Raw genomic sequence first — 26,784 nt, forward strand, 5'->3', positions numbered from 1 at the left:
ATTACCTTTCTACTAAATCTTTTTTGACATCTTTGAGTGCATTATTGATGCGATCGCTCATAAATTGAAAATCTTGTAATGTTTCATCACTAATGTTACTTACTTGAGTCTTTCCTTGTTTGACATATAGCAAGATATTATCCTTTTTATCTTTAACTAGATAAGTTTGGTTTTGAGTTTGAGTAGCAATCTGATATTTTTCTGTTTGGACTGTCATAATGCCATTAATATCCTCTTGTCCAATTGTCTTAACTACACGTTGAGCAAGACTGGTCATCTCATTAACTTTTTCTAATTCTTTAATGTCTTGTTCCATTGCCTTAAAAGCATTCTCAAGACTAATATTTTCTTGAATGTATAAATTAGTTATCTCCTGAATTCTATTGAGATATGTGTCTGATTTACCGAGTTTTTCAGCTGCTATATACCAGTCTTGGAGATTTTGCACTGTATTAGCTTTCATCCGCTCGATAATGCTATCCATCACTCCAACTTGCTGTATTTTGGGTTGAGCAGGTGATGCGAGTGCTTGGTTAATATTTGGTTGTTGGCTTTGTTGTGATGAAAAAATGTTCTTGTCGTTAGAAATTAATGAGTTATCTGATACTTGTGTATTAGTAGAAATAATATCGCTACTAACTTTGGTGTTTTCTACAGGATTAAATACTGCGTATCCTTGGGAAGTTTGTTCTACTCTGTACCCTTTTTCTTGAAGATAATTTTGAACTAATTGGTCAGTTCCTTGTGCATTTCCGACTAGAAAAGAGCTTTTCACTGCTATTGCCTTATCAAGTAAGGGTTTATAGTGATTTTCAAATGTTTGGGCAATTTGCTCGCTTGTTACTCCACGCCACGGGCCAGATCCGGACACCATAATCATGTCTTCTTTTGAGTAATTTCCTGTGTTGGCGCGTTCCCCCCATGCTTGCTCGTAATTTCGTGTGCTTGAAGCTGTATCAAGGGGTGCAGCTGATTTACCGATAAACTGGGTAGCTATTTGGGCCATCGCAATGTCTTTTTTCATGTGTTCAGCGACGGCGGCGTTTATAGGTTCGAGTTGGGACAGTGGATTTGTGGGCCGCAGAGCAGTCTGTTGGGACTTGTCCTGCTGGGTTTGTACTGTAGTTTGTTGTGATTTTGCAACTACATATATATACGCTTCGCTAAGGGCTTGAATAAATGCGGATTCTTTACCCTTACCCTGCCACTGTTGATCCTGGGCATTAGTAATGCTTGTACAGTTTTCTAACCAATTGACTCCCCCACGTTTGGCGATCGCCTCAGTTAGCCGGGGATGTTGTTCGAGTTTAGCTTGAAGCACTTCTACCATTAGCTGGTATTCATCAACTGATGGATGCAACTGCTTTTGGTGATTAAATGCGTGTTCAGCGGATGCGTATGCTACCCCTTGAGGTTTTTGGACATGGGTTTCTAATCCATACTGCCCGGCGGGGGCTTCTGGATTATTATTGACTGAAACTTGGTAATCGTTTTGCAGCTTGCCTTGTTCTTTGGCGAGTGCAGTGGCAAGGCTGAGTGCTAGTCCCAGCCCATCTTTGGAGTCGGGGCTGATATTTACTGGAGTTGCAGCTTGTTTTTGGTTAGTTGGGAACGGAACAATTTTGCCATTGACATAATCTCCTAGTGGCTCCATGAATAAGCCATATAGCTGACTCTTACTCGCTTGAGTTTGGGTAAGTTCTTTTGGTGAATGCTTCTCCCATCTCGCCCAGGCTTGCTGGTAACTTGGGTCTTGAATCATTTGGGTGGTAATTTTATATTGCTTACCTACCCGAAAAGCAACTTGCTCGCCGTTTTTACCTTGGGCGATCGCAATATCTCCCTCATTGATACCATAAGTTTTTTGGTAGTCTACACCTCTGGTAGTGTGTATCCTACCGTGTCCGCGCATAGCATCAATAGTTGTATCAACTGGTACTGCGTCGGCTTCGCCGTGCAGATGCAGCGAATAAACCATTGGTACTGGTTTGCCAGATATAGTCGCGTTGTCCGGAATCTGAGGATTAGCAGCGTGTGCCGCAGTAGAATTGCCAATGGCGATAATTTCTTCGACAGTTGGTTGGTTTAAAGCGTGTGAGGGTATGTTTTGGGTGACTTCTCTGAGGTTGGTATAACTGCGCTCTACTTTAATTTCTCCCCCTGGTGTCCACTCGTTAGCTTTGATGGTGAGGTCGTTGTTGCCTTGGACTACCGCACGCGGAGGTTGGTTTGAGGTGAGGAAGTTCTCAAATTTCTGGCGAACGCTGTTTTCTCTGCCCAGGTCATTTTTAATTGACCAGATGTTGATAAACCATCTGCCAGCCTCAGTATTCAGTGCAGCGTGTTCGTTCTTGCAGTTGAAGCGGGTTACTGTACCTGACTCAAGTTTAAACTCTTGGTATGGTGCGTCCTGATTTTCTTCCCTAGTCCATGCCATTCGTTCCTTAGCAGCACGATATCCCCAGTCAGAATTTCCGATATTAATGCTGCGGGCTTCCGTCGCGGCGTAGGAGTTATCACGGTGGTAGTTGATGCCAGCACCGGGGTTCTCGGAATAAGTTACCAGCGCAATATTAGCGTCAGGATATACTTGTTTGACAAGTTCCATCAACCTGTCATCCTGTACCCCTGGCTTGAAGTCTTTATCCTTCAAATCCCATTTTGCACCGATCCAGGCGACTTGTCTCAGTAGTGCATAGTTAGATTTGTCATTTTCAAGTATAGGTTTGAGGTGGGTTTCAAGATGCGATCGCAATTGTTCTACTTTTTCCTCGCTTACCTTACCCAATATTTCGATAGCTTTAGTTCGATCGGCTTGACGCGAGTTGGGTAGTAATATTGGTTGATTCTTAGCTCCTGATTGTGTATTCTTTACTACTTGTATCTCAACCGCGTTTTGAAAGACTTGTGAAATTTCTGCAACTGTGGCGTTAGTATTCAATTGAATATTAGTTATATTCTTTTCTGATAAAGCTTTAGCAGGAACAATTGGTACTGGAGAATCTTCTTGATTGAGTTCTTTTGGACGGTTAGGAAGTGCTTGTAAAGCTTTTTGGTACTCACTATTTTCTGGAATTTGGTTTAATTTTAAAAGACTACCTTCAGTTGTAACTTTTTGATTTAACTCTGCACTAAGCTGTTCGTAGCGGTCAAATCCATCAACTTCAGCGATATTAATAGCTTCTCCCAGTAAACTATTAAATTCTTTCTTTATTTCCTCACTAATTTCATTTTTATTAAAAATAAATGTAGCAGTGTTACTCTCAATAAAATAATCGTTTTCAGTAGATTTTGATTCTAACCAAGTGGCTACAGCGATCGCGTCTTGTGCCGGAACTACTAATCCAAAAGCTTCTTTAGTTTCTAAGAGCGTTCCATCGGGAGAAGTATATTGTTGATTTGGATTATAAAAATATACAGTTTGTTGGGGAATGATTGGAGTGGGTTGTGAGGGTGTATCTGCACTTTTGATATGACCACCAGCACGGTTAATAAAGGTTTGTCTTAATTCGTCACTGATGGTACTTTCATCAAGTACGAATACAGTCATTCCTTTTTTGGCTTCTAACCGAGCTTGTGAACTAGGAAGCTGTTCGTATGATACTCCCACTTTTTCGAGATACTTTTTGGTTTTTTCAGTTATATTTTCATCAACTGCTAATCCTAAAAGCCCTACTAATTTTTGCTCTTTATCTTGGAACATGATTGTAGGGCGTTCGTTAATTTTACCGAGTATTTGGTTGCGTTTTTCTTGTTGCTCGTGTCTGAAAGGCTTTTCATTACTTATAAGCTGACTGCGTTTAACCCATTTGTCGGGATACTGTACTGTTTCTGGATTAATAATTATTTTACAGGTACTTTCATTACTGGTAATCTGTACAGGGATAGTGGTTCTTTGTTGGTTTGGGCGAATAATGCCTGTATCAATTAATTTTTGTACAGTGCTACTTTCTTTCCTTTGCCACTGTTTTTGTATATTCCCTTTATTTAAATCAGCTTCGAGACGTTCATTATGCTGACCAATAATACCGAGTGATTGGTCGCCAATTTTAGCAATATAAACGTGCTTTTTATCAAATGCCCTAACTAAAGTTTCTTGAAATACTTGGTTGTTAATTTCCTGTTTTTTGTACTTTGGATTCGTAATATTAATTCGTAACAGATTATTCTGAGATGTCTCTGCTATAGCATAGGCATTTTGTCCAGTGATGATAGTTTGAATTTTAAGATGTAACTGTTGCCCATTCCCAGGCTTTTCTGTTAGCCAGCCTTGAGCAATACCTTCTTTGATTGATTCTTTATCAAGATTGCCTAGTTTTTCAGGTTTATTACCATTTTGAAGATAAATAGTATAGTCTTCCCGAATCAGGTCAACCTTTTCGATTGTTAACATTACAGGTTCATTATTAAACCTTTGGGAATTTCCAAACTTATTAACTTCGCCTACTTTGAAAGTGAGTTCTGGTAATCCGGGTACTTTGGTTGTAACAGAGGTGGTGTATACTTCACCTTTTTCAACACTGCCAATAGCAATAGTACCAATTGGTAGCCGGGCGTTACTTTGTTCAATATTTCCGAATGATTCGTAATTACCCTCTTGGTTCTGGATTTCAATTACACTTTTTTCATCTTCAGCTAGATTAAATCGAATACTCTGAGGTTGATTTTCATTAAAAAACTCACTATTCCGGTCAAACCCAGTGATACTAAAATCGGTAAAATTGAGTGTATCCAACTGACTGATAATCTCTTGAGGAAAGGCAGCAAAGGCGAAATTAGAAACTTTATTTTGGCGATCGCTACTTTTATCATTACCAGTCTCACGAGTAGTTGATACCGCCCAGGTGGCAGCTGCCATTGCTAGCTTTTGGTCTTCTGGAATCGAATTATAAAATTCCTCTGCTATCTGGTAAGCTTTTTGGTAAAGAAGTTTAATTTGACCTTCGCTTAGTTCAGGCTGGAATGATATTTTGTTAGATTTTATTTCTTGTCCAAGTGTAATTTCTATCTCTTCGAGTTTATTTTCTTGCTCCCTCGCCAGTGTCCCTAATTTTCTAAACTTGGGTTTACCATTCTCAGTTTCATCGTTAATTTGAGCATAAACTAAATATTTATGCAGGCGGTTATTATTACGCTTATCTTCGGATATTTCTGATACTTTTATCGTAATTGTGTTAGCTTTCCAGATAAATTCATTATCATACTGTAGAAGATTAGTTATACTTACTTGATTACCATTAGCAAGGGTAATATTTGCAGATGGCCCTTTTTCAGTTTCTTTTTGTTTAGATAGCTCACTCGCTCGGTTGAATGATTTGTCGAATTCTTTTTTGATGATGGTAGCTCTTAATCGCTGTTCATGAGAAAATTCAACCCCTTTAAATAAAGCTTGAAATTGCACAATTTCACGCGATTCTAGGCGAGCTTTTTCAAAATACTGATTGGTTTGAGCAATTAGTAACTCAACAGGTGAGTATCCCGTCGGTTGAATTATATTATTAATATAGACATCTTTCTTCTTATCCTTAATATAGTTGACTTCACGGTGAAGAATCCGGCTATTATTGCGAATAATTTCAATTTCAGGTTTTTTGGCACTCTTAAAAAGGTCAACTGCAATTTGATTTTGAAATGCTGCCTCAGCAATCATTTCACGGTACATTTGGGTATTAATGTTCATAGCCACTACTGCATTAGCCTGGTTTAAGGGTTCTTGTCGAACAGTTTTGATGAACTCTTCCATGTAACTGCGATACTTGCTTGGAATCTCCTTCCCTTCAATACCCTTGGATTTTGCCCAGGCTTCTGTTTTGAATAAATCTTCGTAGTGTTTGGCTACCTGCTGTACGTACTCAATTGAGTCTTTTTCACTACCAAAGTTTTTCAGAATCGTAATTTCTGACTCTAACGCCTCAATTGCGGTAAGGTGATTGTTGATAACACCCACACTAATGCCATCGCTCATGTGGATGGCGATTTCCTCAAATTCTGGCTGACTGCCATCTTCTTGGTAAAAAGATTGTTTTTTAAGTTTGACAGTTGGAGCGTACGCGTTTTCAGGAAGGTTACGCTCCTTTGCCTCGGCGGTGAGGTTGGTATACTTGCTTGCCCGCTCGAAGCCGATACAATCACCATCGTAATCGCGTGCTTGACGCTCTTGTTCAGACTCTTGAGGAAGAATATCTAATTCATAACCAGCTAATTTTAGTTCTAAAATATACTGATTAAATTTGTTAGTAAACTCGATTTTATCTCTAGTTTCGAGCTTACTAATATTTTGGTCTAAGTAATTTTCAATACCTTCTAACTGGATATTTTTTCCTTGAGCTTCTGACAGGATAGATTTAATTTGCTCATTGAGGCGGTTGTAAATGCGATCGCTTGTTTCGTCCGAGACAGCGATCGCACCAGCGAGAGGTTGACCATCAGGCCCAAGGATATCTTCTACAATTTTGTTAGTGGAGACGCACAGACCATTAGAGTTGAGGAAAGGGGAGCGGAAGTTGAGAACTTCTTCGCCATCTTGATAATGCGGTATGGAAATTTCCCCATTTTGCAGGTCTTTGGAGGGGATGACCATTGCTCGCTCAAACGTTAACGTCTTGCCGATGGCGATTTCTTTCCACTCGTTTTGGACGAACCGGGCGAGTTCGCGCTGTACTTTCTCAGTTTCAAGAAGTTGGCCATCTCCTTGCAGGTCAGCTTTGATGAGTTTGTAAATAAACGAGTCAGTAGCAATGCGATCCCGCAAAGTTTCTAACTCTTCTGCTAATGTTGGATCTTCTGCTGCTTGTTCTTCTAGTGTGCTTGCTTGTTCTTCTAAAAAGGCTTTCCGTTTCTCGTACTTTTCGCAGTAAAGTTGTGCAAGTTGCCGAGGGTCATCCTGTGCTTCTTTAAGCTTTTTGGCTTCAAGTTCTAGCTGTTCAGTAAAGTCTTTCAGTCCGTTAGGGAATGAAGCGAGTAACTGTGATATAGCTGTCTTGCCGAGTTCAGATTGTGATTTTTCACCTAGCCAGATATTTTGTCGGTATAATCCAGGTTGAATTTGAGGCTTAATCGGGCCATTAGGATTATCTTTATCAGTTCCTTTGAACGCAGATAAGGGAAGAATTAGATCAATTTTAGTTGAGTTATTCGAGTTTTGATAATTGAAGATTTGCTCAAGGTTAGCAGGGCGTAGTGTACCTTTACCAAAGCGGTATTTATTGTCATCTCCGTCTCGATCAGTCCAACCGAAGCGGTGCTGAATTACTCGGTATTTATCACCTTTTTGATGCTTAGTTAATTCGTGATACAGGTCTTTTGATATCTGTCCGTAACAGTCTCCTGTTAGCCGATATGCTTGGTCATTACTGATAATGCCGCCATTATCACCATTATTATCATCAACTATTAGGATGTTTAACTTTTTATTGACAGCATTTCTACATGAACCAAGAAATATAGACCCGTAAGCACCTCTATCTTTGTTATCAGGGCATAATTGCCTAATTGTATCTAGACATTCTTCGGGGCCATATAACAACCGAGTTTTTGACGATAATAATAATTTATGACCTTCAGGATGATTAATTAATTGTTCCACAGTAGACTTTTCGTCCATATGCCCGAACGAAAAACTTACCCCAGGAAAGAAATATTCTAGTAGAGTATTATTAAGTTCTTCCTTTAACAGCGAATCTGGATTATTTGTATTACCATCTGTATGAATCCATTGATTTAATCTAGTGTCAAAATGTTTAGCTTGAATTGTCATATATGAACAATTAAACTTATAAAATTAAATATAAATTTTCACTTTTTGGCACTAAAATACCCGTAGAGTTTAATTTTACTTTCTCTATACTGATAATTTATTAAACAATTTTCTAATTTATACCAACAAATAGCTATATTTTTTTATACCCTGAAATATAATTATTACTGAAAAATAGTTCCTAAAGACTTAATTCAACGTAGTCTTAAAATTTAAGTGGAAAAAAATATACAAACTTTTTGATTACTTCTTGCTTAACGCTAAATCAGGAGTAACATTTTTCATGTTTGCCATTGTGGTTATATTTGCAGTTTGGGACAGAAAGCTAAATTAGTGTGGCACCACCTTGATAATTTTATGCCTCCCTAATTTTTTACTCTCCTGTAGTTTTTCAATTTTAAGTACCTCCTTTGTTCTAGCTATTATTTTTATTTAAAGTAAATAGAACAAAAATAAAACTGCCTAAAAGCTTGAATTATCAGTAGACTGAGCAAGATTCAAGTAGGATTTTTATATAAAATACATAATCTTGTATAGTGTTGTAGACGTTCTGCGTAATATTTAGCTTTAAATTGGTTCTCTAATTCTTCCAATTTAGATGTTTCTATAGGTTCTAAACCCAAATAATTATGATACGCCTCATTAGCTTCATTAAGAACACTATAAGATTTATATGATGCTTCATTTTTAACCATAAACTCTATCAAGCTTTGTATAGTGCTACCCTGCCAAGAATCTGAAATATTATCTTGAAATCTTCCTCTTTTAGTCGATGTGGCATCACTCCATAAATCACCAAAAGGTATATCTTGATTTTTAAATTGTTTGAGCCATTCTCTAAAACTTATAGTCATTTTTCACTTCTCCCTAGTCAGTTTTTAGCCTGTTGGCATACCTATCAGAGCGATTTGATTGTAATCGTCACGTCGCACTGGTAGATAAAGCAGCTTTACACATAATCCTGTATTTCAGGATTTATATTTTGTGGCAGTAATGAAGTAAATTTTCCCATTTTGCTGGTTTTATTAGTCGATGGATATAATTTCATCGATGTTGAAAACTTCAACTGTAGCATTTGGACTGTTCATATCTGTAGTTTGTTCGAGTAGACGTGTTGCTTCCTCAAGCAATGCGCTTGCGTTCTGAAGCAGTGTTCGCACCTGGGTTAACTTGTTTCGCCGTTCGATACCAAGTTGTGCTTCTATATACCGCGCATCATTATGATGGCTGAGGTGAATTACCCGTACTTGTTGTTCTTTCTCTGAAGGTGCAAATATTGCGTTTTCGGCGGTTAGTTTATAGTATGAGTACGTACCACTGGGGCGTTTAACATTGTAGATGTGGAGTTCACAACTAGGTGGTGCGATGTACTGTCCGTCAAAGTTAGTAAGTCCAGTACGAATATCCTCTAATGTGGTGGCGATCGCCTCGACTGCGGAGACAATACCTAATGATTCTGGTGACTGTGGGCAACCGCGCCTCATCAGCATCATAATGGCGGCAGAACGACGAGTCAGGCGAATTTGTTCTTGATACTGGCGCATTTGTTCTTCCCGGATACGAACAAGTTCGAGTTCTTCATCAGGGGTTAGTTCAATCGCACTCCCACAAGTTTTGTAATTTAAGCAGTCGCCAGGGTCTATACCTGGGTGCAGCATCATACTGGCACAGTCAAATCCAAGTCCACATTTTTTCTTAGGCATGGGTTATCGTTTTTGTTCTAGTTACTTTTATAATTTTATATAGCTAGAACAAAGAGGCTTATGGGCGAGATAAACGATGTTAGAATTTTTGCGCCTGAGCAAGATATTGCGTCTTGGCAGTCGTTGTTTGAGAAGATGGAAGCGCAGGGACTGGTTGAAATTGTCCAAAAACCAGATAAATTTTATGAAGTCAGGGGAAGTGAGAAACTTAAACGAGGGTATTTCAAGATTAAGCTGTTGCGCTGTGATTTGTAAAAACATTTGAGTGTCTTAGCTAATAAATATGGTTAAACTAAAAACCCAAGAATATATAGCCAAGTACAGTGCTGAGTTTCCTGACGGAAGAATTAATCGTGAGCTTCCCTTCCCCACAGATACAATATCTGTAGTTTCTGCTCCCAAAAATTGGCATTGTTATCCAGAAAACGTAGTCAGGATTTACTTGTCTAATTATGGGCAAGAGGTTTGGGTGGTGGGAGTAGGAGATTATCATCACCCAACTATTTGTAACAGAGTGTTTGAAGAATTGGACGACGCTTGCAGCTTTATTGCTAATCGTCCTGATGTTATTTCTAAACAGTGGCTTGTTGAAAGCGGATTCGATTTTTTAGAACCTCCTGTATCAAAAGCTGAACGAATTGGTTGAAGTTGGCAATCGAGCGAATAAGATGAGTAAAATTGCTCCTCTCTAAAAATAAGATTAGAAATTATGTCAGAATATATTCGTCTGAATAGTTAGAAAAAATAGGTGTATATTGAGAAATCAAACTATTAATTATACTGAGATAATTCTGTATTCTGGCTCTTGGCTCATGAGTACTGAATTCTTACCATATTAAGAGAAAATTATTGCTGGTTTGTCACCAATTTTACAACTGTATTTTTTTAGTTTAGGATTATTCTTATAAGTTTAGATTTTTCTCACCGATAGGCTCAAATAGCTATCATACAAACTTCTTGATGTCCGGCAACTGCTTGTTCCCAAGTTGAATATCTCCAGAATTTACCACTATATTCACCTCCAAAAACCATAGTTTCAAAAAGCTGTGGTTCTTGATTAGGAAAATTAGAATAATCCTTCCCTAAAAAGATGGTAGATACTCTTCCCCACGAAAAAGTATCTAAAGCTACTTGTACATTGTTCTCATTTTTCCGCCAATCAGACCATTGCTCAAGACTTTCGGGCTTAATAGGCTGTTTATTTTCATCAAGTATATAAAGCTCATCGAGTATATCCATATAATTTCTAAAATTTTGTGTCATAAGATAATTGTCGGACAAACTTATGTGTATTGTGTAGGTTTGTCACCTCAGTTTTCATGCACGACGTAAGGGTAATGTATCGCCTGGGCAACTGTCTTTATTGTGAGAGTTATGTTGTCAAAATTATATTTTAGCAGACATTATAGAACTGCAAAAATGCAAAACAATGTAAAATTGTTATATTACTTTCAACATTTATGACAAAACAAGAGTTATGTCACAAGAAAGTAAAATTCTAGAATTAGCTAACTAATTTTGAAACAAAATCTAACTTTTGATTATGTGCATAGATGAAACAATAGCATCTGATATTAAAGAAGCTGTAGCTAGGGTTTCTTGCTATTTAGATGATTTTGGCAGTCATATTAGCCACTTAGATTTTTCAATTGAAAATTTAGAAGATTTAAAAGAAGAATTTGCAGAAGGAACTGATAAAGATTCAATCGATACTTATTTGTACATTGCCCTATCCCGAATAAAATCTACTAAAAATCGACTAGAGGAAGATATTAAAATTGTTAAAAGTTACTTGAATTATTTTATTGAATCCTCTAGTAAAATACCTGAATTTACTTATGATTATGAAAAAAATAAAATCGAAAATAGACAAGAAAAATAAAATTTATGCCTAAAAAACATGTCTGGGTAGTATTTGGTCACTTTCTTGATTTAAATTACTATTACGTATCAAATACTGAATGGACTTTTGAAATAGAAGAAGCTTGCTTATTTAAAACCAAGTAATTAGCCGAAAGCACAGTAGGTAGGCTAAAAACTTATGAGAAAAAGAATCTAGACTTTCACGGAATCAAACCAGATAGCTTATCTGTTGAATGTACCCGCCTTGAAGTTAGCGAATTTTTACATTTTACGGCTTAATTTACCTCTAATAAATATAAACGCAAAAAATTGTACTTTTGATTGTTAGACACCAATAGACAAAACAATTTTTTATCCCCCACAAATTCACAAATAGCTGCCCCAAATTCATATCTAGCTTGACAAAGAACCTGGATTGCTAGACGAAATTTTTAAAACCTAAACTGTTTAGTTTGCACTTGGTGACAACTTTGCCAACAGTGTCTTAGCCAGTCCTACCCCTAATTCTGAGTAGATTAAATTCTCTTTATCTACAGATTTACTATTGCTCAATACCTTTTTGCGATCGCTGTTGATTGATTAATGGTTGTTGGGTAAAGAAACGCAGACTTTCAATCTGCTCAATTTCGTTTCTTGTTAATCGAGTTGGTATCTCTTCGTACCAGTTTCCCTGACTGTAGCAAGTTTGCATCACAGGAGTATTATCCGCATGACGGTAAACACTCAGAGTATTGCTATCTAAGCTGGCACTCAACTCCCGTCCTTTGATACGGAAGTTATTGGTAATAAGCATATAGTCAGTGATTATAGAAGGCAAATGTTTGAGAGTAGAAGGCAGAAGGTTAAGAGAAGGAGGAATAGGGGAAGATTGCTCTTCCAGGAATTGTTTAGCAGTGAGACCGTTTTCTTCTGAAATATCCTGTTGTGGGTGCTGTTTCTTTGGATGTGGTTGAACTTTTTTCTTGGTCTTATTAGTTTCCAATGTGGGGTTATCTTCTAATTTGGATTGTATTACTGGAATCTCACTTGGATAATTACTGTTTAGTGTATATGTACTAACAAGTGTTTTGGAGTTACTGTCAGTGTCACCATTACTATCACTTGTGCTGCTGCTAGTAGGTTTATCATTATTTAAGTAATCATTATTACTTAAAATTATGCTATTTATGCGAGCAATTGCTTTGGCTTTAGCTTGTTGAATTACTTCTATATCTTTATCTGGGTCGTACATGATTCCATATTCAGACCGCAGTTTTTTCCAGCTATAAGGTTTGTATACTTGATAACCAGCAATTTTTACATCATTATGAATGTAGGTAAAGCCTAGTAGTTCTTCCCCCTGCATCTTAGGCAATACTCCAATGTTATTTTCCTCCAGGCGTTGAATGAACGTAGAGACGGTGGGACTATCCTTAATAGCTTCTCCTATTGCTTGGCGAATAATTTCCTTACTGCTTGGGGTTTTGTGCTTACTGTTGACTGCTCTAATGCTTTTTGATCGGTTGGGACTGGTGAGTGTAATTATTCCGTACTCTTGCTCTAACCTAGAGGCGACGGCTTCATTTGTTGTCGGTGTTACTTCCAATCCTAGTTCCGCCGCGATGCGTCTAGTTGAGACTTGGGAGTTGAAATAATCATAGGAATCATTAACTAAGCTGCCATCTAACCGAATCCGGGAGGTGATTATATGCAGGTGTTCGTGGTTGCGATCGTGGTGGCGTACTGCAACGAACTGACTGGTAGCTCCTACAGATGATTCTTCCTTGGGCAAGTATCCCATATCTTTGAGATATTCTCTTGCTACATAACTGTACTGACTGTTGGATAAATGCTCGTGGTAGTTCGGGCGGTGTGCGATTGAGATGATGAGGTGAGCGCACTGCCGTTTAACTGCTTTGTTGGTGTACTTGATGGTGAGAAACTGCTGGTTAAATTCATCTGGCTTTGTTCCCATCATATTAGTATCGACAATCGCAGCATCATCTTTCCCCAAGACATACTTGAGCGTGTCGAGAAAATTGGGTTTTTTGTAGATGACGGGAATCAAATTGAGACAGTTGAAAGTGGGGGTTATAGAACTTGTAATGCTTTATTTATCTTGGCTTGAGGGTGATTTATCGGGAATGTCTATGTTAAATGCAGCTGCGATGGTCTGATCTACAAGTGCGATCGCCTTATTAACAGTATCTAAAATTTGCTGGTTGTTTGTTTCTTTCGCTAAGTGAGATAACATCATCAGTTCGCTTTTAAGGTTTCCAGCAGTAGCGCGGATAGTTATCAAGTCGGCAGACGGTTTTGCCGTTAGTACCCGCCTTAATCCACAGGAACGTAAATACTCAGATGCAGTTACCCCTGTGGCGATCGCTTTTTCCTCAATGGTAGTTTTCTCTTCCTTAAAGAGGTATACCTTGATAGATTTAGTTCGCTTTACGGGGTCATTTACCATACATTAGTCATCAAAAAGTAAATATAAAACAGAAGTAGTATTTATTAGAACTACATGATAAACGATTGTATTGAATATATTGTCAATTAATCTAATTTATTGCGAATAATATAAGGATAAAATGACCCCATTGAACATACCTTGTTTTAGTTCTGGATTGTGCGACAACAGTAATGGTTTATTGTGGAACGGGACTGATGTAAATTCATATGCAGAGAGGGTTGTAGAGTTTTGTCCCAAGACGATTGATGTTTGAAGTAATGCTGAAATAGTTGGGTCAATTTGCCCTCAGAATACCTCAATCATGGGAACTGTAAGAGTTTATTTATCAGTTAACAACATATTTTTATTTAAAAAATTAGACCTAATTTTCAATTGATTGGGGTAATTAGTGTATGAATTGGGGTAGTTAGGAGTAAATACGGGGGTAAGTTCCCCTACAGTGTGGTTAAAGTAAGAGTATTGACAAATAGCTTACTGAAAAGCTTGGTTTGCAGATTATATAGAAGTAAAGGTATGGCAAGAGCGAGTAAGCCTGCTGATTCTGTTGAGTTGGCGCGAATCATGCGGAATAAGGATACTGAAGATGGGATAGTAATTAGCTATCTCCAGTCGAAGAAGCGAGGGCAAACCGAGTTAGTATGTGAGGCGCTGCGGGCTTATTACCTGCCGTTTGCACTATCGGCTGCGGGAGTATCTGGTATAGAATTGCAGTCGGCCCTCCATGATGCGATCGCGCAACTTGAAGCCCAGATAATTAAGATGAAACGGACATTTGGGATGGAGGGGTTGCCCCAGGTAGTTCTTGTTAATCCTCATAGTGGAATTTTCTCGCAGGGTGTGATTGGCTTACAACCAACAATTGGAACTAATGGTGTAGGAGTAGCTCCTGTTTCAGCTAATTTGGTTCCCCCTTCGGTTTCTTTTTTTGATTCCACTGAGCCAAGTCCTGACTCGCTACCTGTTACGGCAGAATCAGTAGGGTCAAATGTTTTGGAAGAAGATTCTGAAGATGATGGGTTCTTTAATGATGATGAGGATGACCCGATTGCTAAGGCAGAAATAGAAGTTGATGCAGGATTTCGTCTGGAGTAAAGGAATTATCAGGAATGGCTGTTAGGTGTTAGAGAAAAGCGTATTCTTTGCCTTCGCTTGTGATACTTACGTAATTCCCTCCTTTGTCCTGTTTGTCATTGTGGGCAGTATTTTTCAGAGTGCGATGGCTACGCCTGCCGCAGGCATCGCGTTAGGCACTGTTGCTAAGAAGTGCTTTGTACCTCTTCACAAAGCACATTGAGAAGAAGTTTTTGCCCAAGCACCTGCATTATTCAAAGTTTCGATTAAACCATTTCGCTATACACTTGGTCAAAGCTTGTGATCGAGTGCATTAACAATATTTGACCGAACTGGAGAGGCGATCGCATTCTAACTCCGGAGGTGCAATTGCCTTCATGATATTTCATTTCTAAAAGTTGCAATTAACAATTTTTCAGCAAAGCAAATTTGTAATAAACCCCATTGGACATACCTTGTTATTGTACAAGACTGCCCAATTGTGGTGTTTTTAGTGAGGTAAATGTGGGGATGATTGAGGTAATACTGGGTGCAATAATCACAATTACATTGTTTATTTCACAAGCCAAAGACAAATATTATTTTGTAATTCAACTTTTAGTTGATACAGAATTAGGGTGTGATTGGGGTAATTTGTTCATGATACAGGACGTAATTTAACCAGCGTGTGTTGAAGAAATTTTTAATACATTAATTTACTTAGAATCTACAGTTTCGGTTTGGTATTAGTGTTATAGAAGAAAATGATCGTAATGGTTTTTCTCTACTTACTTTGTATGTAAAAAACCTGTTAACTCCTGTAAAGAAAATGTTTTGCACTACAGCATCATTCCTATTTCAGGTAAATTAGTAACAATAGGAAAAGTTAATAAAACATCAATATATATGCCTAAAATTAAGGAGAAAACAGACGTAAAAAAGATAGTAATTACGATTGACATGGGTGCAAGTAAAACTAAGGCTATCGTTCAGGAGTATCCAGAAGGAAAGCCTGTTGTTTTACTTTTAGACTCAGAAATAGCGGATGTTGCTAAAGCCTCAGTTGAAAGTGTCCAACCTGAAGGTAGTCCTGAATCTCGTGCTTGGGTAGGAATTGGTGATGAGTATTTCGCCTTGGGAGAACTTGCTCGTCGTCGGTTTGGGGGTATATCGCAACTGAGGGAGTTAAAATACGAACTAGCAGTTCCCAAAATTTGCGGAGCATTTTGGCTGGCTAAGGAGAAGTTGAACCTGGGTAATGATGTTGCAGCTTACTTGAGTGTCCTGCTGCCGCCGGGTGAAGTGCAAGATAAGGAACAGTTACAAATTCGCTTAAAGGATGTGTTTCGGGGGTTTGATACACCAGCAGGTAAGATGCGGGTGAAAATGCTTCGTTATGATGCAGCTTCTGAGGGTAGTGGAATATTTTTCCACCGTAGGCGAACGCTTGGCGATCATGTACCTGTTTCGATGTATGTGATGCTTGGTTATCGCAACGCGAGTATTTTCACCTTTCGGAGTGGTTCGATTGGTGCAGGAATAACCAGCAATTTTGGTATGTCTTGGTTAGTAAATAATTTGATTTCCAAAACATCGGGACTAAGCCCTGATAATTCCAATATTATTGAGGTACTGATAGAAGCTGGAGCCAGTTGTGACCCCCAGGTGATGCAAAAACTCTCACGCAAGCGCAAAGTTGATGAGATTCAACTTGATGGAGAGTCGATGTCCAAAGCTTTATTACTTGCTAGAGACGAATATTGGCGTGCGATCGCCAGGTGGTTGCGCTCAAAGATGGATGAGGATATTGAAGAACTAGTATTTTGCGGAGGAACTGCGGATTACATTCGTCCTGAAATAGATGCTTACTTCCAGAAAGAGGGGATGAAAGTATCCTGGCACGCTAATATTTTTATACCTGATGAAATATCTTCTGGTATGGGCAATCGGATGGCGGATGTTTGGGCTTTTCACCAGCACATGATTATTCAGTTTGATAAGTTAACTGGTTATATACGCTCTGAGGTTGTACCGTTAAATAAATCTGTTGAAGGTAATACAAATAACACAGGTGAAGAAGTCAAACGTAGGTATAACTTTACGCCTTGTGAGCGGCCTAGTACCTTTATTGCTGTAAACGAGAATGTTTGATAGGTTCAGGCAAAAATAAATGTAGTAAAAAAAGAATCAGCTAGAGTGAAGTGCTGCATAAAACAGTACTTTCTAACTGATTCTTTGAGATTTTAGTATGGCTGTTGCTCTAGCATTTGGGAGCAATCAACGTGAGAATTGGTAATTTCTGGAATGTGCTGAATTACAGAGTTAATTTGCTCCATGTCTGCATATTGTTGTTCTCGTCTTTTGCGGAGTTCCCATGATTTACGGTTATAAGCTAACAAGTCTTCCAAACTCATGTTGAATTTGTATTTGGCGAAATTCAATAATTGTTCTGTGGTGTAACGACAATCTTCAGGACGACCAAAACAAATTTCAAACTGAAGCTTAAAAGCTTTCCAATCGAAATTGTCAGACCCCAGTTGCCGTTGTGATTCGCGTCCGTAAAGGTCACGAATTGAATAGAAAATTGTGTTGTATTTACGCACGTCGAATGATTCAATCTTGAATTGCTCCATTGTTGAATCATCGACTGTAGCAGCTTGAGCTTTAGTAGATTTATTAGCAGCCATAGTTGTTTCCTTGATGAGTGTTTCGCTTTTAGCTGCGTCAGCATTAGTCAAAAAAATAAATCCCACTCTGTATGAGCGAGATTTTCTGTAAAATCAGATGATTTGTGATTATTTTGCTAATAAACGTTCGCGTTGTAGCCAAGTACGTTTGTTGACTTCGAGTAATTCTTCTAAGCCTTTGTTGAAGTGCTTAATGGAATAGTCAACCATTTGTTGTACACTATATTTGGGGTTTTCGACTGAGCCGAATGTAGCAATAAATCTGGCTTTAAAAGTATCCCATTGTGTTTTATTCCAGTTAGTCTGTGACTGCGCTTGAATAGTTTTACCCCAGGTTTCTTGTAGCCCGTAGTAGACTGCTTTAAACTTACGCTTGTTGTAGTCAGCAATTTTGTAAATACCCATTGCGTTGTCATCAATTAAACTAACTTTTTTGGTTCTAGTAGCCATAATTTTTATCTCCTATGTGAGAGTTACTTTTTAAGGATTTGAGCGTTAGCTATAGTGCTTTCTCTTCTTTATTTGGACGTAAGTCCGTGTAAAAAATAACAATCTTAAATTGGAAATGAATGCTAACGCCTCGGCTACTATCCTGTTTTCAAAAATTTTCCAATAGAGATAGAGTAGCAAGCCTGTTAACCCGCAGAGTTAACCCACCGAAAGTATGTCTGGATTAAGGAAGATACTTTAGTTAGTGTATGAAATATAAAGTTGACCGTTTCTCAGGTAAAGACGAAGGGTGATTTACTTCAGGAAAGCTAACGATTCATGCACTGAGGTCAATAGAAGTTTCAAATTCTGGGTAATAATATGAGCTGGATGGCTTACACATACTGTCACATACTGTTCGTAGATAATAAGCCGATACTCGCAAGTTGATTCAGCAGAGATAATGAAACATGGGGTTGTAGTGACAACAGGTTGCGGATACAAGCTCATCAATAATGGACACGATACACGATTTATTCAGCACTGTCTAAGACACAAGAACACTCAGCATACAGTGTGCTACACAGAGTTATCTCCACAATATTTTAGTGATTTCTGGCAAGATGGCGGGTGTCTTGAGGAGATTGTATTGAACTAGCAGTTTCACTCACAGCTTCTCGCACCCGCTCCACATCGCGCATCGGTGGCGCACCAAACAGCCGCTTGTACTCCCGGTTGAAGTGCGAGGCATCATCATACCCCACCCGGTAGGCAGCACTGGTCGCATCCAGGTTTTGCCCCAACATCAGACGGCGAGCCTCCTGGAGCCGCAGTTGCTTCTGGAACTGCAAGGGACTCATTGCCGTGACCGATTTGAAGTGGTGGTGAAAGCCTGACACACTCATACCTAACTCTCGGGCGATGTCTTCAATCTTGATCGGCTGGTTGAAGTCTTTCCGCAGTCGATCGACGGCAAGAGCGATGTAGTGCGTGTAGCCACCCAAAACAGCAATCTGACGCAGCCGAGTACCTTGCTCTCCCATCAGGAGTCGGTAAATAATCTCCCGCTTGATCAGGGGTGCAAGCACATGCGCTTCAGCCGGAGAATCGAGCAGTCTGACAAGCCGCACCACAGCATCTAACAGGTCTGTATTCAATGGACTAACATCGATCGCTTTGACACTAGCACCCCTTTGGGCTGAAGGATAGCCTGCCTCAACCATGACTGAGCCAACTAGGGTGGGGTCGAGATCGAGACGAAGACCCAGGTACGGTTTTTCCTGGGTTGCTTCTAGAATTCGGCTGGCAATCGGCAGTTCGAGCGTCCCCAGCAAATAATGCATTGGGTCGTACTGATAGCGATCGCTGCCTATAAGAACTTCTTTGCTGCCTTGAGCAATCACACAAAAGGCAGGAATAGAGACATTATGAAAGCATTCCGAAGGGGAAGAGGAACGGTTGAAGTGCAATCCAGAAAGTGGCTCGATCGCTCCATCAGTACAAATCGCTTGAGCAATTCGCTCCGTTAGTTCCTCTCGGTTGGCTTGCGCTCGGTCTGCCTCGCGAAGAGTCTGAAGGTCATTCATCAAGGCTCTACCGGACTTTTCATTCGTTCTTGCAACGTTCATTTCTAATACCGATTTAAACAAACTTTTGGATACATCAAGCTTCGGCAAGGGTTTGGTAGTACCAGCCCTGTATAAGAATTTAGCGTGACTTGATCTGAAACGAGTGTAAGTTTGCAGGATTATACAACTATCTTAGATGATCGTTCTATTGCTTGCCTTTCAGGATTCATAGAATGAAGTTAAAGCAATGAAAAGTGATTCCGGCTTCTGGTAAGCGTCTGGACTTTTATCCAAGAGAAAACTCAGGTTTTTTTGGTCAAGCACTTCTCAGAATGGCATAAGAAGCATCATCCCAATCCACGGTAGGCATCGCTCACTGTAGGAAAGCTTTGCATGACTAAGCACAAACATGGAGGAACAGAAATGAAACGTCTCACGATACCTGTCATGGCATTTTCCTTATTGGCTTTGGGGTTTGTGCAGGCAGGGCATACACAAGTCTCATCTGGCGATCGCTTACAGAAAGTGGAAATTACGCGGAACGGTTCGCAGCCTTCCACTGAAGGATCTGTCGGCTATTTCACGGGTTCTGTCCGCATCAATCCTCTTTTTCCGGTGCACGAGCCGTCACGCGCATCTGGCGCAAGTGTCACCTTCGGGCCAGGTGCCCGAACCGCATGGCACACCCATCCCTTGGGGCAAACCCTAATTGTCACGGATGGAATTGGCTGGGTTCAGCAGTGGGGCGGTCAAATTCAGGAAATTAGACCTGGTGATGTCGTCTGGATTCCACCCGGTGTAAAACACTGGCACGGAGCTACAGCCACTACAGCCATGACTCATACTGCAATTCACGAGGCGCTCAACGGCAGCCCTGTGGACTGGATGGAACAGGTCAGCGACGAGCAGTATGAGGGGAGATCCTGATGCTTTTGAAATACCTTCCCGCTAGAGGGAAAAACGGTCAGAAGCGAATGCTAATTTTGCTCCTCGCTTTAGCAATGTCCCTGAGTTCTTCAGCCTGTCGTGCCGATACCAGGATGACTAACAATGCCCCGTTAGAGACACCGACTAAACTATCAACCGAGCAGGCAAACAGCATGAAGATCAACATCAGGATCAGAAACGAAGTTGTGACAGCGACGTTGATTGATAGCAAAACTACTCAGGATTTTATTTCCCTGCTGCCATTAACGCTGACGTTGAAAGACTACGCAAACACCGAAAAAGTTAGTGATTTGCCAAGACGATTATCGACAGAAGATGCACCTCCGGGCAGCGATCCTGCGGTTGGAGATATCGCGTATTACGCTCCCTGGGGAAATTTGGCGATGTATTACAACGATTTTGGCTACTCAAACGGACTCGTCATCCTCGGAAAAATTGACGGTGACATCGAGGCATTGACTGTGCCAGGTTCTGTAGAAGTAATGATCGAGTTGCGATCGCAGTAAAGCGGATACAGCAAGAAAGCGGCTTACAACGATTTAACTGAAGTAAACCCGTTAGATAAATCTACATCTACGAAGAAATCATGAAATACCGTGTTTTAATACCAACTCTCTTGATAAGTGCGATCTGTACAACGGCAGCATTCGCGCTCGACAAAACACAAGTCTCGCGTAAGATATCCCAAGTACCCGTACAACAGTCTGCTGTGGTCAAGGAGGCGGACAACTTCTATAAGAGCGATAAAGTAACTATGCAAAAGATTACGTTCAAAAACCAATACAACATGAAGGTTGCAGGGAATCTCTTCATTCCCAAAACCTTGAATCAGAACGCTAAGAATCCGGCAATCATTGTCGGACACCCAATGGGCGCAGTCAAAGAACAAAGCGCAAATCTGTATGCCCAAAAGCTGGCTGACCAGGGATTCGTCACCTTGTCCCTCGATTTATCCTTCTGGGGCGAGAGTGAGGGGCAGCCCCGCAACGTTGTTTCGCCAGATATTTATGCCGAGGATTTCAGTGCGGCGGTCGATTTTCTGAGTACCCAGTCATTCGTTGACCGGGATCGAATTGGCGTTCTTGGGATTTGCGGTAGTGGGAGCTTTGCCATCAGTGCCGCCAAGATTGACCCGCGCATGAAAGCCATTGCGACGGTAAGTATGTATGACATGGGTGCAGCCAACCGTAACGGGTTGAGGCATTCTACGTCCCTCGAACAGAGAAAGAAAGTCATTGCAGAGGCGGCTGAACAACGCTATGCGGAGTTCACGGGCGGCGAAACCAAATACACAAGCGGAACTGTGCATGAACTAAATGAGAACTCCACCGCCATTGAGCGTGAGTTTTATGACTTCTACCGCACTCCCAGGGGCGAATACACCCCCAAAGGTTCATCGCCGAAACTGACAACACACCCGACGCTTACCAGCAACGTCAAATTCATGAACTTCTACCCGTTCAACGACATTGAGACGATTTCACCTCGTCCTATGCTGTTCATCACGGGGGCAGATGCACATTCCAGGGAGTTCAGCGAAGATGCCTACAAGCGTGCAGCCGAGCCAAAGGATCTCTACATCGTTCCAAATGCGGGACATGTCGATTTGTACGACCGGGTAAACCTGATCCCGTGGAACAAGCTTGCATCCTTTTTCAATCAGCACCTCAGTCGGTAAGCGAGCAATTGACAGGAGAAATATGCTACCTAACTCGAATGGAAACTACACAGGCAAAGTGGCCTTTATCACCGGAGCAGCGAGCGGCATTGGCCGTGTCACAGCGCTGGCGTTTGCCCGTGAAGGCGCGGCGGTGGTGGTTGCCGACGTTTCAGAACAGGGCAATCAAGAAACGGCACACCTAATCGAAGAACTCGGCGGGCAGGCGATCGCTGTCCGGTGCGACGTAACGCGCTCCGAGGACGTGAAAGCAGCCCTAGCCAAGACCGTTGAGGCTTTCGGGCGGCTGGACTTCGCCTTCAATAATGCGGGCATCGAGCCGAGAAAGCCAGCTCCGACTGCGGAGTATGAAGAGGAGGAGTGGAACCGGATCGTTGACATCAACCTACGCGGCGTTTTCCTGTGCATGAAACATGAAATCCCTCTGATCCTCAAGCAGGGAGGCGGCGCAATCGTTAACACGTCATCGGGCGCGGGAGTTATCGGCATCAAAGGCAGCCCCGCATACACCGCCGCGAAGCACGGTGTGATCGGTCTTACGCGATCAGCAGCCCTCGACTACGCCGCGCAGAACATCCGCATCAACGTCGTCTGTCCCGGCTACATCGACACTCCGATGATGGGTCGCTTCACTGGCGGTACGGACGAAGGGCGGGCGAAGGTAATTGCCCAGGAGCCAGTCGGACGGATGGGTAAGCCTGAGGAGATCGCCGCAGCCGTCGTCTGGCTATGTTCGGACGCAGCAGGCTTTGTCATTGGACACGCTATGGTCATCGACGGCGGCCAAACGGTGCAGTAATGGTCGGAGCAAAAGGACTTACTCAACAAAAAGAGGAATAAGATGATTAAAGACAAAGTTGTGATTATTACCGGCGCATCATCAGGAATTGGTGAAGCAACTGCGAAATTACTTGCCAGCAAAGGGGCTAAAGTTGTGTTGGGTGCGCGACGCGAGCAGCAATTGAAACAACTGGTTGATGAAATTCAAACAGATGGCGGACAAGCAGTCTATCAAGTGATGGATGTAGTTAACGCATCTGATAACGCCCAGATCGTCAAGCTTGCCAAGGAAACATTTGGACGCATCGATGTTATTTTCTTGAACGCTGGCATCATGCCCAATTCTCCACTTTCTGCATTGAAAACGGATGAATGGAATCAAACAGTTGATGTCAATATTAAGGGTGTACTAAATGGGATCGCTGCTGTGTTACCAATGTTTATTAGCCAAAAATCTGGGCATATTATCGCAACTTCATCGGTTGCTGGATTAAAAGCTTATCCAGGTGGTGCGGTGTATGGTGGGACGAAATGGTTCCTGCGCGATTTCATGGAAGTTCTACGTATGGAGTCGGCTCAAGAGGGGACTAACATTCGGACTGCGACAATTTATCCTGCTGCAATTAACACTGAATTGTTAGGTCAGATTACTAACCAAGATATGGCTGAAAAAATGACAGCGTTGTATGAGCAATATGGCATCTCACCAGATCGAGTCGCCAATGTTGTGGCGTTTGCGATTGACCAGCCAGAAGACGCAAACGTGAACGAATTTACAATTGGCCCAACCACGCAGCCTTGGTAAGGATAGTGCGGTTGTTTAGACTCTCGTGCGATCGCGTCCTCGCTCCCTTTGCGTTTTCCGATGCTACCTGTGAATTCTGCCATAAAGGAATTCACTCCGCCTGCGTACATGGTGGTTTTTGGGTAACTATAAATGATGGTGAACTGTTGTCAGCATTCGAGGGAAAGAAGCGATCGCGGCGGTGAAAGACATGAGTTGACTTTTAGCCATCCATTACCTTTTACAGAGAGTTGTCCGAGACTAGACTACCTTGCTGTAAAGAAGGATCATCTTTCTTCTCTTCTTCTAGAAGTGCTTCAATTTGAGCAAAAAGCTTATTAATTTTTTTTAGCTTTTTCTCATCATTCCAAATTTTACTTTTTCTAAGTGCTTTGTATATTTTGTCAGCTTTTTCTCTTTGCTCTTGGTTATGAGATGATGGCTTACTTTCTGACTGTTGCTGAAGAATATTTCCTACTATAATCCTAATTTCAGATAGTGATAAACCTTCTGTAATCGCTTTATTTAAAATTCCCTGCCTTTCACTATCATTTTTTACCCGGTTAACTTCTTTAGCTTTTGTATATTCAATTTCGCCTTTTTGCAGTGCAGTTTGGATATCGAAATGGAGTTTGAGTAAAGGAAGACGATTGGCTACAAATGACTGCCAAGTAATTTTTCCTAACCTCAAGAATACATCTTGTATGATTCGTCCTTCATCACTAACCATAACGTTATGGTTAGAATTACCTTTGCTTGCGTTATTCATGTCATAGAGCAATTTGACCACTGTCTCTTGGTCAACATCAAGTTCTTCGGCTAGTAATTCGAGAATTCCGATAGTTTCCTCGTAAGCGTTGAGGTCTTCCCTTTGGAGGTTTTCAACTAAGCGGAGTTTACGAGCTTTTTTTTCGTCGCATTCAATAATGACTACAAGGATTTCCTCAAGTCCTGCAATTTCACAAGCTTTGAGACGGCGTTCACCAGCGATCAACTCATACTTATCTTCCTCAATCTTTCTAACGACTATGGGTTCTAGTAACCCTACTTCCCTAATGCTGTCAGCGAGCGATTTGAGTTTTACAGGGTCAAAATAGCGACGGGGCTGACTCGGCGGAAGGATAATTTGAGATAAAGGTAAAGTGGAATCAGATAAAGATTGTTCTTCTTCATCTCCAAATAAATTATCAAGTCCAGTAAGTTTTTCTAGTTCGCGTTTTTGGCTCATAGTTGAGTAATATATTTTGTAATTTCTTCGAGTATGCTAACTGCGGGGTGGTTTTTCTTGTGGAGTGCAAGTGGTAGATGTGCCTGGGTCGCATCAGGAAAAGCTGTTGATTTAGGAATGGGGGCAGTAACGTGTATCCGTCCTTCAACCTGTTGTTTAATTTCTTCCAGTATTCCTGTGTCTTGAAGATTACGATTATCGTATTTGGTTGGAATTATACAGGCAATTTGTAATTTCTGGTGTCCTCCTTTTTTGAGTCGGGCAATTGTTTCTAGCAGTTGGTTGGTGCCAAGATAGCACTTATATTGCGTTTCAACAGGAATAATAACGTGTGAAGCAGCGACTAAGCTCATAATGCTTAGAATTCCTAGAGAAGGCGGGCAATCAATCAAAATATAATCATACTGGTCAAGTACATTTGATAGCACAAACTTGAGCCGTTGGCGGTTGTCGATGGTCAAGTCATGAAAAATTTTTTGCTCCGTACCTGCCAATTGGATATTTGTTGGTACAAGGTGCATCCCGTGAATAGGTTTTTCCCATATATACAGGGGAGTTTCTTCAGCGATCGCACCATAGATGGTTTGTTCAGTTTGCAGCTTGACTTCCCCTAATCCCATAAAAGCTGTTAGTGATGCTTGTGGGTCCATATCCACAAGCAGTACACGGTGTTTTTTAGCAAGGTGGTATCCAAGATTGTGTGTAATAGTCGTTTTAGCTGCACCACCTGACTGATTGAAAGTGGCAATTATTTTGGTTGATGACATATATTAATGAAGCGATTTTGTGAACCCATGTCAGCGATTCTACCAAACAGTGGATTTTTATTTTGGATTTTTGAAAAAAAATAACGCTAGTTCAAACCAGTAAACCTGCCTGGACTAGCATTATTCAGTTAATTGGTTCTAAAATGGAGGTTCTTCGTCTAGGTCTTCATTTGTTGAAGTAACGTTATCTTCGAGTAGTTCCTTGGCAAAATCGGGAGTTTCAGGCGAGTGAGAGTTTTTGCTAACTTGGGTGAGTTCGTTAATAGGTTGTGCTGAGATAAAGTTTCTAATTACGAATGTGGCAATCTTTTCTTTGTACTCACCCCTGTTATCTACCACTAAATCAAGATATCCTTCTGCTGTACCATGTACGCCTTCCCCCTGTTCATTGATGACGACAGCAGGTGCGCCTTTGGAACGGAATGGTATCTCGTCAGTAACGACTCCATCCTTGGAACGGTAGTAGAATTCAGCAATCCCAAAAGCAATCAAGGAACCTTCTTTGTCGTGGGTTGTGTTCACTGATTTAAGATTAATAGTGGCAGTATTATGAATCATGATCGTTTGGTTTGTAGATTGATTAGATGGTTGATCACCTATGATTTATACTGCATAGGCGATTTGTAATTTTCTAGAAATTTGCGTTAGCTACAGCCTGTGTTTCGTTTGGTACAGAAGTAGATGTAGATTCTTCCTTACGGGGTGAACCTAGTAATTCGATGGTGTTGATTGTGATTACAGGTTTTTGCCGTATAGTGCCAGAATTTTTATCAGCCCAACGATCAAATCCAAACTCACCAGTAATTGCAATCTGAGTCCCTTTACGAACGTAATTTCCAATCACTTCTGCTTGATTTCCCCAAGCGACTAAATCAAACCAAAGGGCTTGTTCACTTCTGTAGGGGGGTCTTACTGCAATAGAGATTGAAGCCTTAACTGCACCGGACTCGAAATATTTCAGATCGGGTTCTTGTCCACATCTGCCAACTAGCATGACTTTGTTGATATAGTTCATAACGCGAGAATTTATATATTTCTCTTATTGCTGCGTCAGCATTAGTTCTTTTAGGATTTATCAATTTGACGACTTGTTT

The 26,784-nt window shown here is 40.8% G+C and carries 25 protein-coding genes; 11 read left to right on the forward strand and 14 right to left on the reverse strand.

All coding sequences use genetic code 11. The features are described from left to right. Position 1 precedes the first annotated feature (1 nt). The 3 genes from IQ259_RS02405 to IQ259_RS02415 form a co-directional block, all read right to left on the reverse strand. On the reverse strand, positions 2-7,756 hold the full coding sequence (locus tag IQ259_RS02405) for a hypothetical protein (RefSeq protein WP_193880332.1): 7,755 nt from the start codon (positions 7,754-7,756) through the stop codon (positions 2-4). Between the two features lie 497 nt (positions 7,757-8,253). Continuing rightward, positions 8,254-8,610, reverse strand: coding sequence for a hypothetical protein (locus tag IQ259_RS02410; protein WP_193880335.1), 357 nt, complete (start codon positions 8,608-8,610; stop codon positions 8,254-8,256). Positions 8,611-8,781: 171 nt separating this feature from the next. Beyond that, on the reverse strand, positions 8,782-9,459 hold the full coding sequence (locus tag IQ259_RS02415; RefSeq protein WP_193880338.1) for a hypothetical protein: 678 nt from the start codon (positions 9,457-9,459) through the stop codon (positions 8,782-8,784). Positions 9,460-9,519: 60 nt separating this feature from the next. Between IQ259_RS02415 and IQ259_RS02420 the strand changes: the two genes are divergently transcribed. Together IQ259_RS02420 and IQ259_RS02425 are read left to right on the forward strand one after the other, a co-directional pair. Beyond that, positions 9,520-9,714, forward strand: coding sequence for a hypothetical protein (locus IQ259_RS02420; RefSeq protein WP_041457400.1), 195 nt, complete (start codon positions 9,520-9,522; stop codon positions 9,712-9,714). A gap of 28 nt (positions 9,715-9,742) precedes the next feature. Further along, positions 9,743-10,105, forward strand: coding sequence for a hypothetical protein (locus IQ259_RS02425; RefSeq protein WP_193880341.1), 363 nt, complete (start codon positions 9,743-9,745; stop codon positions 10,103-10,105). A gap of 287 nt (positions 10,106-10,392) precedes the next feature. On the opposite strand, the gene IQ259_RS02430 is transcribed toward IQ259_RS02425, so the two are convergent. Continuing rightward, complete coding sequence (locus tag IQ259_RS02430; protein WP_146034009.1) at positions 10,393-10,722, reverse strand: hypothetical protein; 330 nt, start codon at positions 10,720-10,722, stop codon at positions 10,393-10,395. A 280-nt stretch (positions 10,723-11,002) separates the two neighbouring features. Between IQ259_RS02430 and IQ259_RS02435 the strand changes: the two genes are divergently transcribed. After that, positions 11,003-11,341: a hypothetical protein gene (locus tag IQ259_RS02435; protein ID WP_103125764.1), complete on the forward strand. Its 339-nt coding sequence runs from the start codon at positions 11,003-11,005 to the stop codon at positions 11,339-11,341. Positions 11,342-11,863: 522 nt separating this feature from the next. On the opposite strand, the gene IQ259_RS02440 is transcribed toward IQ259_RS02435, so the two are convergent. Further along, positions 11,864-13,369: a relaxase/mobilization nuclease domain-containing protein gene (locus IQ259_RS02440; protein WP_228014314.1), complete on the reverse strand. Its 1,506-nt coding sequence runs from the start codon at positions 13,367-13,369 to the stop codon at positions 11,864-11,866. 42 nt (positions 13,370-13,411) lie between these two features. Beyond that, complete coding sequence (locus IQ259_RS02445) at positions 13,412-13,768, reverse strand: MobB protein (protein ID WP_193880344.1); 357 nt, start codon at positions 13,766-13,768, stop codon at positions 13,412-13,414. Between the two features lie 516 nt (positions 13,769-14,284). On the opposite strand from IQ259_RS02445, the gene IQ259_RS02450 reads away from it, so the two are divergent. After that, positions 14,285-14,863, forward strand: a complete 579-nt coding sequence (locus tag IQ259_RS02450; protein WP_193880347.1) for a hypothetical protein — start codon at positions 14,285-14,287, stop codon at positions 14,861-14,863. Between the two features lie 864 nt (positions 14,864-15,727). Beyond that, positions 15,728-16,972 (forward strand): ParM/StbA family protein, encoded by a 1,245-nt coding sequence (locus tag IQ259_RS02455; protein WP_193880350.1) that lies wholly within the window; start codon positions 15,728-15,730, stop codon positions 16,970-16,972. A 92-nt stretch (positions 16,973-17,064) separates the two neighbouring features. Here the strand turns inward: IQ259_RS02455 and IQ259_RS02460 are convergent, their stop codons facing one another. The 4 genes from IQ259_RS02460 to IQ259_RS27710 all read right to left on the reverse strand — a co-directional run bounded on the left by IQ259_RS02460 (position 17,065) and on the right by IQ259_RS27710 (position 20,065). Then, positions 17,065-17,559, reverse strand: a complete 495-nt coding sequence (locus IQ259_RS02460; RefSeq protein ID WP_228014315.1) for a hypothetical protein — start codon at positions 17,557-17,559, stop codon at positions 17,065-17,067. Positions 17,560-17,616: 57 nt separating this feature from the next. Next, the gene (locus tag IQ259_RS02465) at positions 17,617-17,958 is read right to left on the reverse strand and encodes a hypothetical protein (RefSeq protein WP_193880352.1); all 342 of its coding nucleotides are present in this window, start codon (positions 17,956-17,958) and stop codon (positions 17,617-17,619) included. 584 nt (positions 17,959-18,542) lie between these two features. Next, the gene (locus tag IQ259_RS02470) at positions 18,543-19,565 is read right to left on the reverse strand and encodes an AraC family transcriptional regulator (RefSeq protein WP_193880504.1); all 1,023 of its coding nucleotides are present in this window, start codon (positions 19,563-19,565) and stop codon (positions 18,543-18,545) included. A 287-nt stretch (positions 19,566-19,852) separates the two neighbouring features. Then, positions 19,853-20,065, reverse strand: a complete 213-nt coding sequence (locus tag IQ259_RS27710) for a hypothetical protein (protein ID WP_339383913.1) — start codon at positions 20,063-20,065, stop codon at positions 19,853-19,855. A 55-nt stretch (positions 20,066-20,120) separates the two neighbouring features. On the opposite strand from IQ259_RS27710, the gene IQ259_RS02475 reads away from it, so the two are divergent. The 6 genes from IQ259_RS02475 to IQ259_RS02500 all read left to right on the forward strand — a co-directional run bounded on the left by IQ259_RS02475 (position 20,121) and on the right by IQ259_RS02500 (position 23,901). Then, entirely contained in the window at positions 20,121-20,432 is a 312-nt protein-coding gene (locus tag IQ259_RS02475) for a cupin domain-containing protein (protein ID WP_339383914.1), read from the forward strand. Positions 20,433-20,605: 173 nt separating this feature from the next. Beyond that, positions 20,606-20,959 (forward strand): cyclophilin-like fold protein, encoded by a 354-nt coding sequence (locus tag IQ259_RS02480; RefSeq protein ID WP_157374292.1) that lies wholly within the window; start codon positions 20,606-20,608, stop codon positions 20,957-20,959. An 80-nt stretch (positions 20,960-21,039) separates the two neighbouring features. Next, positions 21,040-22,131 carry an alpha/beta hydrolase gene (locus IQ259_RS02485; RefSeq protein WP_193880358.1) on the forward strand — a complete coding sequence of 364 codons (1,092 nt, stop codon included), beginning with the start codon at positions 21,040-21,042 and terminating at the stop codon, positions 22,129-22,131. A gap of 22 nt (positions 22,132-22,153) precedes the next feature. Continuing rightward, entirely contained in the window at positions 22,154-22,930 is a 777-nt protein-coding gene (locus tag IQ259_RS02490) for an SDR family oxidoreductase (protein WP_193880361.1), read from the forward strand. A 42-nt stretch (positions 22,931-22,972) separates the two neighbouring features. Beyond that, positions 22,973-23,716, forward strand: a complete 744-nt coding sequence (locus IQ259_RS02495) for an SDR family oxidoreductase (RefSeq protein WP_193880364.1) — start codon at positions 22,973-22,975, stop codon at positions 23,714-23,716. An 11-nt stretch (positions 23,717-23,727) separates the two neighbouring features. Further along, entirely contained in the window at positions 23,728-23,901 is a 174-nt protein-coding gene (locus IQ259_RS02500) for a hypothetical protein (RefSeq protein ID WP_228014316.1), read from the forward strand. Between the two features lie 35 nt (positions 23,902-23,936). Here the strand turns inward: IQ259_RS02500 and IQ259_RS02505 are convergent, their stop codons facing one another. The 4 genes from IQ259_RS02505 to ssb all read right to left on the reverse strand — a co-directional run bounded on the left by IQ259_RS02505 (position 23,937) and on the right by ssb (position 26,705). After that, positions 23,937-24,923, reverse strand: coding sequence for a ParB/RepB/Spo0J family partition protein (locus IQ259_RS02505; protein WP_193880367.1), 987 nt, complete (start codon positions 24,921-24,923; stop codon positions 23,937-23,939). Further along, the gene (locus IQ259_RS02510; RefSeq protein WP_193880371.1) at positions 24,920-25,690 is read right to left on the reverse strand and encodes a ParA family protein; all 771 of its coding nucleotides are present in this window, start codon (positions 25,688-25,690) and stop codon (positions 24,920-24,922) included. Before IQ259_RS02510 ends, IQ259_RS02505 begins: the two co-directional genes overlap by 4 nt. 138 nt (positions 25,691-25,828) lie before the next feature. Then, positions 25,829-26,248 (reverse strand): hypothetical protein, encoded by a 420-nt coding sequence (locus IQ259_RS02515; protein WP_193880374.1) that lies wholly within the window; start codon positions 26,246-26,248, stop codon positions 25,829-25,831. Positions 26,249-26,321: 73 nt separating this feature from the next. Then, positions 26,322-26,705 (reverse strand): single-stranded DNA-binding protein, encoded by a 384-nt coding sequence (gene ssb / locus IQ259_RS02520; protein WP_193880376.1) that lies wholly within the window; start codon positions 26,703-26,705, stop codon positions 26,322-26,324. Positions 26,706-26,784: the final 79 nt, after the last annotated feature.

It is taken from the genome of Fortiea sp. LEGE XX443 (assembly GCF_015206815.1).
Lineage (GTDB): Bacteria > Cyanobacteriota > Cyanobacteriia > Cyanobacteriales > Nostocaceae > Nostoc_B.